The sequence below is a fragment of the Devosia pacifica genome, assembly GCF_014652635.1.
Taxonomy (GTDB): Bacteria; Pseudomonadota; Alphaproteobacteria; order Rhizobiales; family Devosiaceae; genus Devosia; species Devosia pacifica.
Genome location: NZ_BMZE01000005.1, coordinates 110,530 through 125,622 on the forward strand (window position 1 = coordinate 110,530; position 15,093 = coordinate 125,622).

Below are 15,093 nucleotides of genomic sequence, written 5' to 3' on the forward strand. Positions count from 1 at the left end.
GAAAAGTCCTCAATCAGAAACAGCCTCAGTGAGGCTGAGTAGCCTCGAGTTCGTCGATCAGCCGCTCGATCATCGACAGTCCCAGCGACCAGAAGTCCGGATCCTTGGCATCAAGACCGAATGGCTGAAGCAACTCGGAATGATGTTTGGATCCGCCTGCCCTGAGCAGATCGAGATAACGTTCGGCAAATCCGTCCTCGGCCTTCTCATACTGTGCGTAAAGGGAGTTCACAAGGCAATCTCCGAACGCATAGGCGTAGACATAGAAGGGCGAATGGATGAAGTGCGGCACATAGGCCCAGAAGATGTCGTAGCCCTCGTTCAGGCGAACGCCGTCGCCCAGCGACTCGCGCTGTACATCGAGCCAGAAGCCATTGATCTCCTCGAGCCGCAGCTCGCCATTGCGCCGTGCCGTGTGGACCTTGCGCTCGAACGTATAAAAGGCGATCTGGCGAACGACCGTATTGAGCATGTCCTCGACCTTCGAGGACAGCAGCGCGAAGCGTTGGTTGCGATCCGTGGTCTGATCGAGCAGCGACCGGAAGGTCAGCATCTCGCCAAAGACAGAGGCAGTCTCTGCCAGCGTCAGCGGGGTATTCGCCAGAAGCGGCCCCTGCGCCGCCGCAAGGCGCTGATGCACGCCATGCCCCAGCTCGTGCGCCAGTGTCATCACGTCGCGCGAACGACCGAGATAGTTCAGCATCAGGTATGGGTGTGCGCTCGGCACGGTAGGGTGCGCGAAGGCGCCGGACAGCTTACCTTCGCCAACCGGCGCGTCGATCCAGCCGGAGTTGAAGAAGGGCTCGGCGACTTCCGCAAGCTTCGGCGAGAAGCGGCCATAGGCATTCATCACCGTCTCGCGCGCCTCGTCCCAGTTGAACACGCGCTCGTCACTTGTCGGCAGAGGCGCGTTGCGGTCCCAGGAATCGAGTTGCTCCTTGCCGAACCACTTGGCTTTCATCTTGTAGTAGCGGTGAGAAAGGCGCGGATAGGCGTCACGCACCGCGGTCTCGAGCGCATCGACCACCTCGCGCTCGACGGAATTGGCAAGATGCCGGCTATCGGCAATATCGCCATAGCCACGCCAGCGATCGGAAATCTCCTTATCCTTGGCGAGCACATTGGTGATGTGGCTGAACAGCCTGGCGTTTTTGTGCAGCGTTTCAGACAGCGCCTCGAAGGCGCTCCTGCGCTTCGCCTCGTCCCGATCTGACAAAAGGTGCAGTGTTGATTCGAGGTTGAGCGTTTCGCCATCCACATCAAAGCGCAGGCTGGCCATCGTCTCGTCGAACAGCCGGTTCCACGCCGAAAACGCCGTAACGGATTTGTCGTGGAACAACTCTTCGATCCGGTCCTCGAGCTGATACGGCCGCGCCTTGCGCAGCTCGTCGAACCAGGGGCGATAGCGCGCAAGTGCTTCGTCCTTGCCAAGCGCTTCTTCCAGAACCGCATCCGGAATGCGGTTGAGTTCGAGTTCAAAGAACAGGATGCGTGTCGACAGCGCCGTCAGCGCCTCGTTGACGTCGCCCATGAACTTGGCGCGATCGGGACCCGCAGTGTCCTGCGCGTAACGCAAGAAGGCGTAGGAGCCCAGCTTCCCTGTAAGGTCTCCCAGCTCTTCGGTACGGCGCATCGCCTCAATCAGCTGGCCGTCGCGCGTCAGCGCCTCGAGCTCGCCTTTATAGTCGGCCTCGAAACGTTCGGCATCGCGGCGGGCGCGCTCCAGGTCCGATTTGAACGCCTCGCTATCAGGTCCCGGATAGAGATCGTCGAGATCCCATACCGGCAAGTCTCCGAACCGGTTGTGGCCCGTGGTGGCGGCAGTGTCGGACATAAAAGGCTCCCGGTTTGCTGAGACGGCGGACATTAGCGAGCAGAGGCGAGGCTGTGAAGGTCCGCTGAGTGCCTCTACGCACCGCTTTGAGGAAAACGTTATGATTAATGTCCTCTTAAGCGGCTGAGCTTACCTTGATTGGACACAGGCGAAACTCCTGCCTTGCCTCAAATTCGGACCAGCATGACACGCATTCTGATAGTCGACGACGATCCCCAGCAGCTGCACCAGACGGCCGAGATGGCCGAACGCGCCGGCTTCAGAGTGCTCACCGTCGGCGGCGGCGCCGAGGCCTTATCGGCGCTTCGTGGTGATCGCGAAATCGGCGCCATGGTGCTCGATCTGGTCATGCCTGACATCGATGGCATGAGCGTGCTTGAGGCCATGGCGCGCGAGGGCATCACCACTCCGGTGATTGTCCAGACCGCGACTTCCTCTCTCGAAACTGTTGTCAGCGCCATGCGGCTCGGTGCCGCCGACTATTTCGTCAAGCCGGTCGCCCCGGAGCGATTGCTGATTTCGCTGCGGAACGTGCTACGTCTCGACGCCCTCGAAACAAGCGTGCGCAACGACGTGGCGCGCCGCGATGGCCTCCTGACCTTCTCGAATCTTGTAGCCTCCGCCCCGTCAATGCGCCGGGTGGCCGAACTCGGCGCCAAGGCGGCGCGCTCCGACATACCGGTACTGGTCGAGGGTGAATCGGGCGTCGGCAAGCAGACCCTGGCGCGCGTCATCCACGGCAGTGGCAGCCGAAGTGGCAAACCGTTCATCGCGATCAACTGTGCCGCATTGCCGCCCGATCAGCTGGAAACTTTACTGTTCGGGCAAAAGGCAAAGCCCGGGACGGAAGGCCGTCCGGGCAAGATCGTTGAGGCGCACGGCGGAACGCTGTTTCTCGATGAGATCGGAGAATTGCCGCGCAAGCTTCAGGACAAGCTCCTGACGCTGCTTGAGCGCCAGGAAGTGGATCAAACCGGCGCATCCAGCATACAGAAGGTCGACGTGCGCATCATAGCAGCAACGACCCGACGCCTCTTGAACCTCGCCAAGGCCGGCGATTTTCGTGAAGACCTTTACTACCGGCTCAACGTCTTTCCTATCTATGTGCCACCACTGAGGGAACGCCGCGAGGACCTGCCCGCCCTCGTCGACCTGTTGAGCGCCCGCTTTGCCGCCGAAGCCTCCAAGCGTGTCCTAGGCATCACACCGAACGCTCTCGAACTGTTGCTGAGGCAGGAATGGGCCGGCAACATCGCCCAGCTCGAAGCGCTGGTGTTCCGCGCCGTTGTTCTCACCGAGGGCCCTTTTCTCGATATGGCAGATTTCCCTCAGCTTCTGGTGCGATCAGAGGGCCGGGCCAGCGTACGTGACACGCTGATGGGTGAGGCATCCTTCAAGAGCCCGGCGCATATCGATCGTGCGCCGGCACGGGTACGCGCGCCAGAGGCCGCAAAGCCGGAAATCGACCGCTTTCTTGATGATGAAGGTCAGATCGCTGCATTGGCCGATATCGAACGCGAAGCCATCATGTTCGCCATCGAACGCTGCGGCGGACACATGTCGCGTGTGGCCAGAGCCTTGGGGATTGGCCGCTCTACCCTTTATCGCAAGCTCAACGAATACGGGCTGGCAAACGGCCTCGACAAGAATGCTGCTTAAGTAATGCAGCGCGTTGCTGCGCGGCAACAGAACAGGCTCACAAAGTCGCGAGCAATTGTTGTCGTTAAGGCTTGTGAGTATGAAGCTCGGTAATCTGGATACCGTCGGGAAGGCTGAGTCCGCCCCGAAACATCCGGTAGGCGTCAGGCAGGTGGTGGTAAATCCATGAAAAAGATTGTGGCTGTTGTCGCGAGCGGTCTACTCGCGTGTGTCGCTCCCAACGCGGTCACCGCACAGGATATCGCGAGCCTCGATATAACCCGCGTCGTGATTGCGCCGCCGCAGTCGGATCTCGCCAGCACCATCAAGACCGCGCTTAACGACGCGTATTATGGCGCAGTGCCGGACACGCGCGCTTATCGCCAGGCTCAGGACCTCTATTTCTTTTACGGCAAGCGTCACTTCGAGCCGATGTGGCTCGAAACCTCGTCGAATGGACAAGTCGTCTTCTCGGATCAGGCGGAGAAAATCCGCCAGCTATTCCGGGCGGCCCGCAGCGAGGGGTTGCGGCCCGAAGACTATCTGACTTCGGACATTGAGCTGACCAACGCGGCGACCGGGCCGGCAGGACTGGCGGCGCTTGAAACTGCGTTCTCCGCTTCTGTCATGCGCTACGCCGATCACCTGCACAATGGCCGCATCGAGCCAACCGCCGTGTCCGGCTATTTTGACCTAAAGCACAAGCCGATCGATGAGACCGATCTGCTGATGCAGCTTGCAGAGGTCGAGGATCCGGCGAGCGTCTTCGCAACACTCGAGCCGCAGCATCCGGAATTTCAGCGCCTCAAGGCGGCGCTTGCCGAGATCGAAGCAGATCCGTTCAACCGGCCCGCAGTCGTGGCAGAAGGGCCGCTGATCAAGCTCGGCATGACTGACGAACGCGTGCCGGTGCTGCGTGAACGGCTGCAGGTGGCGTCACTCGAGACGGGCGCCAGCACCTATACCGAAGATCTCCAGAATGCCGTTATGGCGTTCCAGAACGAGCGCGGGCTTCAGGCGGATGGCGTCGTCGGTCCCGCCACTGTCGCTGCTCTTAACGGCGGCGAGGCAACCCGGCGCGAGGATATTCTCGCCAACATGGAGCGGTGGCGCTGGATGCCGTCCGATCTGGGTGAGTTCAACGTCTTCGTGAATGTGCCCGAGTTCATGGTGCGCATCAACGATCACGGGCGTGTTGCCCATGAGACCCGTGTGGTCGTCGGCAAGCCCGCAAACCAGACGCCGATCTTCTCGGACAGCATCCGCCACCTGGTGGTTAATCCCTATTGGAACGTACCGTCCTCGATCGTCGCCAATGAGATTGCGCCGGCAGTACTGCGCAATCCCGGCTACATCCCCAACCAGAACATGGAGCTGCTTTATAATGGCTCCGTGGTCAGCCCTTATTCGGTGAACTGGCAGTTGGTCAGTAGCTCGAATTTCCCGTTCCGCGTGCGGCAGCGCCCGGGTGCAAGCAATGCACTTGGGCAGATCAAATTTCTGTTCCCCAACTCGCACGACGTTTATCTGCACGATACGCCGTCAAAATATTTGTTCGATCGCTCATCGCGTGCCTTCAGCCACGGCTGCATACGGGTCGAGAACCCGATGGCATTTGCCGACGCACTGATGGCCAACGAGCCGAACATCAGCCGCGCATCGCTGGAATCGATGGTCGGTGGGTCAGAGCGCTGGGTGAACCCGCAAACGCAGATTCCGGTGCATATCGCCTACTTCACCGTGCGCGCAGATGCGGATGGCACGCTGCATTCCTATAGCGACATCTACGGCCACAACGCTCGGCTGATACAGCTGATGCAGGACTGATCCTGCGGAAGGCGCCAGCAGGCTTGGCTAGCGCCTTCGCCCTCTTTTCAGCCGATTTTGACCTCATACCCCGAATTTGCTTATATGCGGCTCCGAAGGGGCCATTGCTTAGCGTTAACAATCTCTACGCAGGTTTGCGCTAAGCTTGTTGCATTGTTTTTTCCGAACGGTGCCAAGCGTTATGGGGACTTCGGCTTTGAAAGCTAACAGGATCGCGACTTTCGTACTGGCGGCGGCCCTGATGTTGGTTACGGCGTTGGCGCCAACCGGCGCCTATGCTGCCAGCGAACAGAGTCTTTACCTGCACTACACCCACACAGGCGAGACGACCCGTATCGTCTTTCGCCGCAATGGAAGTTATGTGCAGTCCGGTCTTGATGAGTTGAACCGCTTCCTGCGGGACTGGCGTACTGGCCAGCCCACCAAGATGGATCCGCGCCTGTTCGACCTGATCTGGCAGGTCTACAACGAGGTTGGGGCCAGCCAGCCGATCAACATCGTTTCCGCATATCGCTCGCCGCAAACCAATGAGATGCTTCGCGAAAGTTCCTCTGGCGTTGCCAAGAACTCGCAGCATACCAAAGGCAACGCCATGGATTTCTTCATCCCCGGCGTTCCGCTCAATCGTTTGCGCGCCACGGCGATGAAGCTTCAGGTCGGTGGCGTTGGCTATTATCCAACCTCGGGCAGCCCGTTCGTCCATCTTGATACCGGCAACGTGCGCGCTTGGCCGCGTATGACCAAAGCGCAGCTACAGGAACTTTTCCCGGACGGGCGGACGCTGCACCTGCCAACCAGCGGGTCGCCCCTGTCACGCGAGGGCTATCAATACGCGCAAGCCGAATGGCAAAAATGCCATTCGGTCCCGTGCGGCAATGTCGGGGCCAACACCCGCATCGCCAGCGCCGGAAGCACCGGATCTGGCAAGACGCTTGTCGACATGATTTTCGGTGGAGACAGGTCGGCGCAAGCCTCCAGCCAAGCCGCCGCCTCCACCGGCAATTCTGCACCGAGCCAACCTGCTGCAACGCAGGTCGCGGCTGCGGCACCTTCGGCTCCAACGCCGATGATCCGTCCGGCGGGTCTTGGCACGACGCCAGATGTTCCGTTCTCGACGCAGGGCAGCGAGCCGCTTCTCGCCGAAACCGACGAAGCCATTCCGTTCCCCGTCCGCAAGCCGGACATGCTTGTGGCGCTGACGACACCAGCAGCACAACCGGAAAACGAAGCACCTGAGACTGCTGCGATGGCTGTCGCTGCGCTCGGCCAGGCACCTGCTCCGGCACCGCGCATTCTAATGACCGAAGCTCGCGAGCAGGCGGGTGTACTCGCCGCCTATGCGCCCTCGGGTAGTGGTACGCTGAGCACGGCTCCCAACGCAGCCGAAGCGATCGAGGCAAATGCATTGCCGCCGCTCCCAGAGGTATCAAACATCCACACCGCTTCCATCGGCGCAACGCCGGCTACGGACCAGGTGGCAAACCTCTTCGATCAGACGTGGGGTGCAGTCGCAGGCACAAGCCAGACGAATGCGGAGATGCTGAAGGCACTCTCGGGCCTGACGCAGGAAGGCGCTTCGGGCGTTGCCGTGTCGACCGCCGAATTCGTCGCACCTGAACTCGAACACGTCGACCAGACTCTGGTGACCCCCGACCGAATTAGCTCCGAGCATTTCGCGGTGCTGTTTCCTTATGAAGGCGACATGTTTGACCCCGCGGCAGCCCTGGGCTCCGAAGCACCTTTCCTCGGAGGAGTGGACGAACCTTATGCAATGGATGCTTTTTCGGCCCGCCCAACGCTTGTCGCCAACCGCTGAGTCGAAGCCGCTCCAGATCAATCATACGGGCGTGCCGTGCAACCTGCTGCCAGCGGCTGCAGTTGCATCGCCAACAATGCCTGTCTAATGATCGATGGGATAAGCTGAACTCACCGTGAGGATTTCTCGTTGGCTGACAAGCTCGAGACGCCACTGCTCGACACCATAACTTCGCCTGAAGACATCCGTGCGCTCCCGCAGGAAGACCTGCGGCAACTCGCGGATGAACTGCGCGCCGAAATGATCGATGCGGTGTCGGTCACTGGGGGGCACTTGGGTGCCGGGCTGGGCGTCGTCGAGCTGACTGTCGCGATCCATGCGATCTTCAACACGCCCGATGATCGGCTAATATGGGATGTCGGGCACCAGGCTTACCCGCATAAGATTGTTACCGGACGACGCGACCGCATCCGCACGCTGCGTCAGAAGGACGGGCTCTCAGGCTTCACCCGCCGCGCCGAGAGCGAGTATGACGCTTTTGGCGCCGGCCACTCCTCGACCTCTATCTCGGCCGGTCTCGGCATGGCTGTGGCGGCCGAACTGCAGGGTCAGCCGCGGCGCGTGATATCGGTTATCGGCGATGGCGCCATGTCCGCAGGCATGGCGTATGAGGCGATGAACAATGCCGGTACGATGGATGCCCGGCTGATTGTCATCCTCAACGACAACGACATGTCCATCGCCCCGCCCACCGGTGCAATGAGCGCTTATCTGGCCCGCCTCGTCTCTGGGCCGGTTTATCGCAACATGCGCGAAACGGCGAAATCCCTTGCCAGGAGGCTGCCGCCGTTCTTTCACGAGCCGGCGCGGCGTACAGAGGAGTTTGCCCGGTCGTTTTTCACCGGCGGCACGCTGTTCGAGGAACTGGGTTTTTATTATGTCGGCCCGATCGATGGCCACAATCTCGATCATCTCCTGCCGGTGCTCGAGAATGTCCGGGACTCGGAAACCGGCCCGATTCTGGTGCACGTGGTCACCAAGAAGGGCAAGGGCTATGCTCCTGCCGAAGACTCCGCCGACAAGTACCATGGTGTCTCGAAGTTCAACGTGATTACCGGTGCCCAGGCGAAGGCGCCGTCCAATGCCCCTTCCTACACCAGTGTCTTCGCCGAAAGCCTGATTCAGGAAGCCGAGCAGGATCCACGCATTGTTGCGGTCACCGCTGCCATGCCTTCGGGCACGGGCCTCGATAAATTCGCCAAGGCCTTTGCGGACCGGATCTATGATGTCGGCATTGCTGAGCAGCACGCCGTCACTTTCGCAGCCGGCCTTGCAGCCGATGGCATGCGCCCGTTCGCCGCGATCTATTCGACGTTCTTGCAGCGCGCCTACGACCAGGTGATCCACGACGTTGCAATCCAGAACCTGCCGGTTCGCTTCGCCATCGACCGCGCTGGCTATGTGGGTGCGGATGGGCCGACCCATGCGGGCAATTACGATGCGGCTTATCTCGGCGCCATTCCAAACATGACGTTGATGGCCGCTGCTGATGAAGCCGAGCTTCGTCACATGGTTGCAACCGCAGCGCAGCATGATTCCGGCCCGATCGCTTTCCGCTATCCGCGTGGCGAAGGGCGCGGGGTTGAGATGCCGGAGCGCGGCAAGGTCCTGCAGATCGGCCGTGGCAGGATCGTCCAGGACGGCGGCACCATCGCACTTCTAAGCTACGGGACACGGCTCGGCGAATGTCTTGCCGCCTCTGAGCAGCTTGCGGCACTGGGCCTCAATCCTACGGTTGCCGACGCGCGGTTCATGAAGCCCCTCGATCGTGAGATGATCACCAACCTTGCGCAAACACATGACGTATTGGTCACTGCAGAGGAAGGATCAATTGGCGGGTTCGGCGCTCACGTGGCGACCTTCCTCGCAAACGAAGGGCTTCTCGACGGAAATGTCCGGTTCCGCCCCCTGGCCTTGCCCGACAGCTTCGTTGAACAGGCCAGCCAGAGCGACATGTACGCCGCTGCGGGACTGAATGCGCGAGGCATTGTGTCGACGGCGCTCAAAGCGCTGGGCTATGACGATGCGGCACTGAAAGCCGCCTATAACCGTATCGGCTGAGCGCTGTAATAGTCGACTTTGTGACAATCGCGTCGTAAGGGCTGACACGATACGTGTTGGACCGATCAGAACGAATGCCGAAATCCGTCTCAGAGATCCGAAAGCCCGAGATTGTTCAGGCCGCGATGGCGGCCCTCAAGCATCGCGGCCCGCCTCTGCCAGCCTACGATACGATCGCCAAGGAAGCTGACATGTCGCGTCAGCTGATAAGGCACTATTTTCCGGATCCGGAAGAACTCATGCTCGCGGTGTGTGATGCGCTCGCCGCTGCCTACCGCGATTGCATGATGCGCGGCATCATCGCCGCCGACAAGACTGAGCGCCTGCCGGTGTTTCTGGATTTCTACTTCAACTTCATGTCGGACAAGGGTCTGCCGAAGCCAGCGGATGATGCGGTCTATGACGCGCTGTTCGCATTTTCTGCGGCCTCACCGCGCATCCGGCGCAATCTTTATGAGCAGTACACTCTCCTGCAGCACACCATTGCGCACGAGGTGCAGGTGAGCAATCCGCAGCTCAACCAGAAGGCGTGCAGGGAGCTTGGCTTTCTATTCGTCAGCCTCATGTATGGTCATTGGAAAATGGTGGCGGCTCTAGGCTTTTCCGAAGACTACAACCGGGTGACGCGGCAATCGCTCGACCGGTTGATCGCTTCATACAACCAGCACTATATCGATCCGGACGATATCGAGACGTAACAAAGAGGCAGCGCCAGCTCTTGGCGCTGCCCTCGATCCAGTTGCCGCCATTCGTTTAACTAGAACCGGCGCGCTTCTCCTCGATCCGCTCGATATCCTCCTGAGCACTCTCGTACCCGTTATTGAGCGCCTTCCTGTACCACTTGGCTGCAGTATTGAGGTCCTGCTCCACCCCGCGCCCATATTCATAGGCAATGCCGATATTGCGCTGGGCCATTGGCATGCCCGCATCGGCGGCCTGGAAGAACCAGTCCACCCCCAGCGGCTCGTCCTGTTCGACGCCCTGGCCGCTGAAATAGGCATGACCGATGGAGTTCATGGCGCTGGCGTAGCCGAGTTCGGCGCTTCGCCTGTAGTAATCCATTCCCCGCTCCGCGTCGGCTTCGGTGCCGCGCCCATCGAGATACATGTTGCCGGCGAACTGCATTGCGATCTCGTCGTTCTGGGCAGCCGCCAGTTCGTAGAGCCGCAGGGCTTCCGCTTCATCTTGTTCGAGCCATTCACCATTTTCATAGAGAACGCCCAACAGGCGCTGTGCCGTGAAGTACTCCTGCTCGACGGCCCGACGGAGATAGTCAAGCGCTTCTGGTCTGTCCTCTTCCGTGCCCCTGTCTCGCAAGAACACAAACAGGTTCGTTTGCGCGATTGCACGGCCTTGATCCGCGGCTCTTCTCGTATAATCGAGAGCTTTTTCAAGATCCGGCTCGACGCCGTTGCCGTAATAGTACGCGTGGCCGATGTTCAGCTGAGCGCTCGCAAGGCCCTGCTCAGCCGCCAGTTCATACCAGCGTGCAGCCTCTTGCTGGTCCTGTGGCACACCAAGGCCATTGTCATAAGCGTGACCGACATTGTATTGGCCGGCGGCGTTTCCCTGTTCGGCCGCTCGACGGTACCACTCAACCGCTCCCGCAAGGTCCTGCGGAACAGCCTCTCCGGCGCCGAGTTGGGCTCCATAGTTCGATTGGGCAGCTGCCACCCCTTGTTCTGCGGATTTCCGGAACCACTCGGTTGCGGCCGCTACGTCGCGTTCCACACCTTCGCCGTTCAGGAAACGCAATCCCAAGTCGTTCTGGGCAATGGCATCGCCGGCTTCTGCCCTTGCTTGCAGTTCATCAAGCGATAGAGGGCCCCCACTGATGCCGAGTTCGGATCGAGCGATATCGACATAGGTTTCGTTGTTCACACGAATGACAAGGGCGTCGTCCCCCATCTCGATATCGAGGGCGCCGTCCGCTGGCAGTTCGAAGACGTCTCCGTTGATCCGCGCTTCCTCCCCGTCGATGATGATCGACACCCCATCGATCACGAGGTCGAGCCCGGAGCCGGATGCGCTGATGCTCTGGTTGCTACCGCCGACAATGGAAACCTGCCGATCCCCAATGGTCATGGCGGACTGCGCCTGGCCAAAGACGGGGCCCGCCAGAAGCGGGCCCAGAGCCAGTCCGAACGCCACACACAAAGCGCGTGTCACTTCTTTCTTGGCTAACGTCATTGTCACTGGCGCTCCCAGACCGCCCCTTCATCATCGCGTATCGTGTCTTCGTCGATGACTTCAATCGTGGCGGGAACGATGGCTCGCTCGGTTTCCTCTGCAATGCCGATCATCGGAGCGCGGTAGGTGGTCTCACCGTTCATCGTCAGGCGGAACTCGTCATCATCGATCGCCTGCACAGTGTACTGGCCGACAATCGAAACCTCGATTTCCACCGGTCCCAGTTCCGGGATCTCAAGATACATCACGCCCTCAGCACTGAGCTGCATATCCTCGGTGAAGGTCTGTTCGACATCGAGCTCAGCGTAGCCAAACTCGTCGTTTTCGACTTCGGATGACGTTGCCCATGTACCGACGATGAACGCTGCCGGATCGAAACCCTCATCATCATTATCGTCGGTGAGGTCGTCCTCGGAAGAATCCTCGCTCAGCAGCTCGGCAACCTCCTTGACCTGACGTGCGGGCAGCCAGGCATCCATCCCTTCGGTCCAGACATAGGTATCGGCATCGAGACTCCCGTCGGCGATCAGCGCTTCCAGCTCCGCCCGGTCATACGGCCCCTCGCTGCTGCCCGCATCGGAGAGATAGTAGCTGAGCTCTGGCGGCGGTGGGGGTGGTGGAGGCGGCGGTGGAGGCGGTGGTGGTGGGGGCGGCGGCTCAACCTCATCGTCCTCAGGTGGCGGCGGCGGTGGGGGTACCGGTCCATCGCTTTGCTCGTTTTCCACTGGATCCGCGTCCGACGCATCATCGTCCTCGGCGTCGCTGGCCTCTTCGTCATCGTCAGGCAGAGTCGTCAGACTTTCGGGCGTGATGGGGGGCGGCGCGTCCGGCCCGCCCGATTCCTCGGACTCGTTGGGAAGCGGCGGTGGCGCATCCTGCGCTGAGGCGATCGTCCCGGCGCCTGCAAGGATGAACGAAGAGGCCACACCGGTCAGCAGTAGTTTTCTGAGTGTGGGCAATACGGTAGTGTTAGTCACGTCTCGTCTCCCATTCCTGGTCCGCGATGCGAACCCCTGCGAGGTGACCTATCGGGTCATCGGCACGTCCGACAATCGATCACTTGCACCTCTTGCAATTTCATTTTTTCGTAGTGGCAGCAGTCCCTTGAAAATTGCGCGCAAGCAGCCTGGCCCGCTCTTCATCAGAACGGCCGAGATATATTACTGCCAATACGCCTTGAACTTCCAAAATGCAGCTTAAGGGGAAGCCGTGGATTGGCAAGTATAATTTGCAGTTTGAAAGCTAGAGTTGAACGTGGAGACAAAAGCGAAAGCGCCCGCCGGCTGTGCCGGCGGGCGCTTCGAAACGTGAATGCTCTACGAGAGCCTATTCGCTCGGGGCCTGGGCCATTCCGAGAGCAGACATGTAAAGCTCGAGCAGAGCTTCCTGCTCCATCCGCTCATTCGCATCTTGCTTGCGCAGACGTACGATCTGCCGGAGAATCTTCGTATCGAAGCCGTTGCCCTTGGCCTCGGCATAAATCTCCTTGATATCGGCGGCGATCGCCGCCTTCTCTTCTTCCATGCGCTCGATGCGCTCAACGAACGCCCGCAGCTGGTCCTGTGCTACACTGTCACCATCGATCGACATGTCTTCACCTCTTGAGTTGCTGCGGTTCAAACCCACTCGGCGCGATGTTTCAAGTGAATATCAGTGCAATCCACACCCGCTTTCCCTTTGCATTCGCAATTCGGTCATAAGCTGGCACTAGCCACTGAGACTGGTTGCCCTGCCAACGAAGAGACTTTTGCCTTAATGCTCAATTCCACTATCCGCGCCGCTCTTCTGATCGCTGGCCTCGCTATGGGCGCCCTGACGGTATCCGCCGCGCCTGCACGTGCCGATCTTCGCGTCTGCAACGAAACCTCGAACCTAGTCTCCATCGCATTCGGCTACCGCGCAGAGCGTGGCTGGCAATCCGAGGGATGGTGGAGAGCGCCCGCAGGCGACTGCCGAGTGATCTTTCAAGGCGATCTGGAACGGCGCTATTTCTACATCTTTGCCGTCGATGACATTGGCGGCGGATCATGGAGCGGCTCGGTCTACATGTGCACCCGTGACGAAAGCTTCACCATCTTTGGGGTTGAGGATTGCCTCGCGCGGGGCTATGAGCGCACCGGGTTCTTTGAAATCGACACACAGAACCGCACCGACTGGACGTTGCAACTCAGTAACGCCACCAGCGATGCAGGTGTGCTCGATCCGGCGGAGGACGGGGACCTCGAGGATCCATCCCTGCTTGTCGATCCGGCAGAGATCGAAGCGGACTGACTGATATCAACCGAGGGCACCATTCCACATGAGACGCATGAGACGCGTAAAAATCGTCGCGACGCTTGGCCCGGCAAGCCATGACGAGACGATGATCGAAGAACTCGCACGCGCCGGTGCGGACGTCTTCCGTATAAACATGAGCCATGCCAGCCACGAACTGATGCATGAGACGGTGGCGCGTATCCGCCGCGTAGAAGCCAAGCTCGACCATCCGCTGGGCGTGCTGGTCGACCTGCAGGGGCCGAAGCTGCGCGTCTGGACTTTCGCCGATGGCTCGGTCGAATTGGCTGCCGGCGAGACCTTCACGCTCGACACCAATGAAGAGCCAGGCGACGCCACCCGTGTACACCTGCCGCATCCCGAGATCTTCGAGAGCGTCAGCGTTGGTGACCGGTTGCTGCTCGATGACGGCAAGCTGCAGCTCAAGGCGACCAAGGTCAGCCCCAACGCAATCGAAACCGAAGTGGTTTATGGCGGCAAGCTAAGCAACAAGAAGGGCGTCAGCCTGCCCGACACGCTTCTGGGGCTTGGCGCACTGACCGAGAAGGACCACGCGGACCTGCTCGAAGGCCTCAAGGCCGAGGCCGACTGGATCGCCCTCAGCTTCGTGCAGCGCCCTGAAGACATCATTGATGTGCGCAAAATCGTTCAGGGCCGTGCCGGTGTCATGGCCAAGATCGAAAAGCCTCAGGCGATCGAGCGGCTCGAGGAAATCATCAAGCTGTGCGATGCCTTCATGGTGGCTCGCGGCGACCTTGGCGTCGAACTTCCGGTCGAGACCGTTCCGGGCCTGCAAAAGCGCATGATCCGCATGGCGCGCCGCTACGGCAAGCCGGTGGTGGTAGCGACGCAGATGCTGGAATCGATGATCACCTCGCCTGTGCCGACCCGCGCCGAGGTTTCGGACGTGTCGATCGCCGTGTTTGAGGGCGCCGATGCGGTGATGCTCTCGGCGGAAAGCGCGTCCGGCCAGTATCCTGTGGAAGCCGTGACGATGATGAACCGCACGGCTGTTGCGGTCGAGAACGATGCGAACTATCGCGGCATCATTCGCGCGCAGGCCACTGAACCTGAGGCGACCGCAGCGGATGCGATTTCTGCGGCGACCCGCCAGGTTGCGGAAACGCTCGATCTCGCTGCTATCGTCACCTACACGTCTTCCGGTTCCACAGGCATCCGTGCTGCGCGTGAGCGGCCCTCAAAGCCAATCATCGCGCTGTCCCCTAATCGGCGCACGATCAGGCGTCTTTCCGTCGTCTGGGGCATCCACTGCGTCCAGACGGAAGATGCGATCACGCTCGAGGATATGGTCGACCGCGCGTGCATCATTGCATATCAGGAAGGATTCGCACGTCCTGGCGACCGCGTCGCCATCACCGCAGGCGTGCCGCTTGGCACTCCGGGGGCAACCAACATGCTGCGCATTGCCTTCGTGCGGCAGGACGGCGGCGGC

General features: G+C 60.3%; 11 protein-coding genes. 7 read left to right on the forward strand and 4 right to left on the reverse strand.

Translation table 11 applies throughout. The features are described from left to right. Positions 1-25 precede the first annotated feature (25 nt). Positions 26-1,834 (reverse strand): M3 family oligoendopeptidase, encoded by a 1,809-nt coding sequence (locus IE127_RS18930; RefSeq protein ID WP_244640356.1) that lies wholly within the window; start codon positions 1,832-1,834, stop codon positions 26-28. A 183-nt stretch (positions 1,835-2,017) separates the two neighbouring features. Here IE127_RS18930 and IE127_RS18935 point away from each other — a divergent pair, with 183 nt between their 5' ends. The 5 genes from IE127_RS18935 (at position 2,018) to IE127_RS18955 (ending at position 9,874) form a co-directional block, all read left to right on the forward strand. Next, a complete protein-coding gene (locus IE127_RS18935; protein ID WP_189427360.1) occupies positions 2,018-3,493 on the forward strand; it encodes a sigma-54-dependent transcriptional regulator in 1,476 nt (491 codons plus the stop codon). Positions 3,494-3,658: 165 nt separating this feature from the next. Continuing rightward, on the forward strand, positions 3,659-5,299 hold the full coding sequence (locus IE127_RS18940) for a L,D-transpeptidase family protein (protein ID WP_189427361.1): 1,641 nt from the start codon (positions 3,659-3,661) through the stop codon (positions 5,297-5,299). Positions 5,300-5,480: 181 nt separating this feature from the next. Next, a complete protein-coding gene (gene mepK / locus IE127_RS18945) occupies positions 5,481-7,115 on the forward strand; it encodes a peptidoglycan L,D-endopeptidase MepK (RefSeq protein ID WP_189427362.1) in 1,635 nt (544 codons plus the stop codon). 129 nt (positions 7,116-7,244) lie between these two features. After that, complete coding sequence (dxs, locus tag IE127_RS18950; protein WP_189427363.1) at positions 7,245-9,176, forward strand: 1-deoxy-D-xylulose-5-phosphate synthase; 1,932 nt, start codon at positions 7,245-7,247, stop codon at positions 9,174-9,176. Between the two features lie 74 nt (positions 9,177-9,250). Next, positions 9,251-9,874, forward strand: a complete 624-nt coding sequence (locus IE127_RS18955) for a TetR/AcrR family transcriptional regulator (protein WP_189427364.1) — start codon at positions 9,251-9,253, stop codon at positions 9,872-9,874. Between the two features lie 55 nt (positions 9,875-9,929). Here IE127_RS18955 and IE127_RS18960 read toward each other — a convergent pair whose 3' ends face one another. The 3 genes from IE127_RS18960 to IE127_RS18970 form a co-directional block, all read right to left on the reverse strand. After that, positions 9,930-11,366, reverse strand: coding sequence for a tetratricopeptide repeat protein (locus tag IE127_RS18960; RefSeq protein ID WP_189427365.1), 1,437 nt, complete (start codon positions 11,364-11,366; stop codon positions 9,930-9,932). Between the two features lie 2 nt (positions 11,367-11,368). After that, positions 11,369-12,343, reverse strand: a complete 975-nt coding sequence (locus IE127_RS18965) for a DUF4339 domain-containing protein (protein WP_189427366.1) — start codon at positions 12,341-12,343, stop codon at positions 11,369-11,371. A gap of 349 nt (positions 12,344-12,692) precedes the next feature. After that, a complete protein-coding gene (locus IE127_RS18970; RefSeq protein WP_189427367.1) occupies positions 12,693-12,956 on the reverse strand; it encodes a DUF2312 domain-containing protein in 264 nt (87 codons plus the stop codon). A gap of 165 nt (positions 12,957-13,121) precedes the next feature. Between IE127_RS18970 and IE127_RS18975 the strand changes: the two genes are divergently transcribed. Both IE127_RS18975 and pyk read left to right on the forward strand, forming a co-directional pair. Then, complete coding sequence (locus tag IE127_RS18975) at positions 13,122-13,637, forward strand: DUF1036 domain-containing protein (RefSeq protein WP_189427368.1); 516 nt, start codon at positions 13,122-13,124, stop codon at positions 13,635-13,637. Between the two features lie 28 nt (positions 13,638-13,665). Further along, positions 13,666-15,093: pyruvate kinase (gene pyk, locus IE127_RS18980; RefSeq protein ID WP_189427369.1), on the forward strand; the 1,428-nt coding region annotated here is incomplete at its 3' end.

Coding starts and splice junctions, on each gene's coding strand:
- IE127_RS18930 (WP_244640356.1), bottom strand. CDS start 1,834: ATGTCCGACACTGCCGCCACCACGGGCCACAACCGGTTCGGAGACTTG.
- IE127_RS18935 (WP_189427360.1), top strand. CDS start 2,018: ATGACACGCATTCTGATAGTCGACGACGATCCCCAGCAGCTGCACCAG.
- IE127_RS18940 (WP_189427361.1), top strand. CDS start 3,659: ATGAAAAAGATTGTGGCTGTTGTCGCGAGCGGTCTACTCGCGTGTGTC.
- mepK (WP_189427362.1), top strand. CDS start 5,481: ATGGGGACTTCGGCTTTGAAAGCTAACAGGATCGCGACTTTCGTACTG.
- IE127_RS18955 (WP_189427364.1), top strand. CDS start 9,251: ATGCCGAAATCCGTCTCAGAGATCCGAAAGCCCGAGATTGTTCAGGCC.
- IE127_RS18960 (WP_189427365.1), bottom strand. CDS start 11,366: ATGACGTTAGCCAAGAAAGAAGTGACACGCGCTTTGTGTGTGGCGTTC.
- IE127_RS18970 (WP_189427367.1), bottom strand. CDS start 12,956: ATGTCGATCGATGGTGACAGTGTAGCACAGGACCAGCTGCGGGCGTTC.
- IE127_RS18975 (WP_189427368.1), top strand. CDS start 13,122: ATGCTCAATTCCACTATCCGCGCCGCTCTTCTGATCGCTGGCCTCGCT.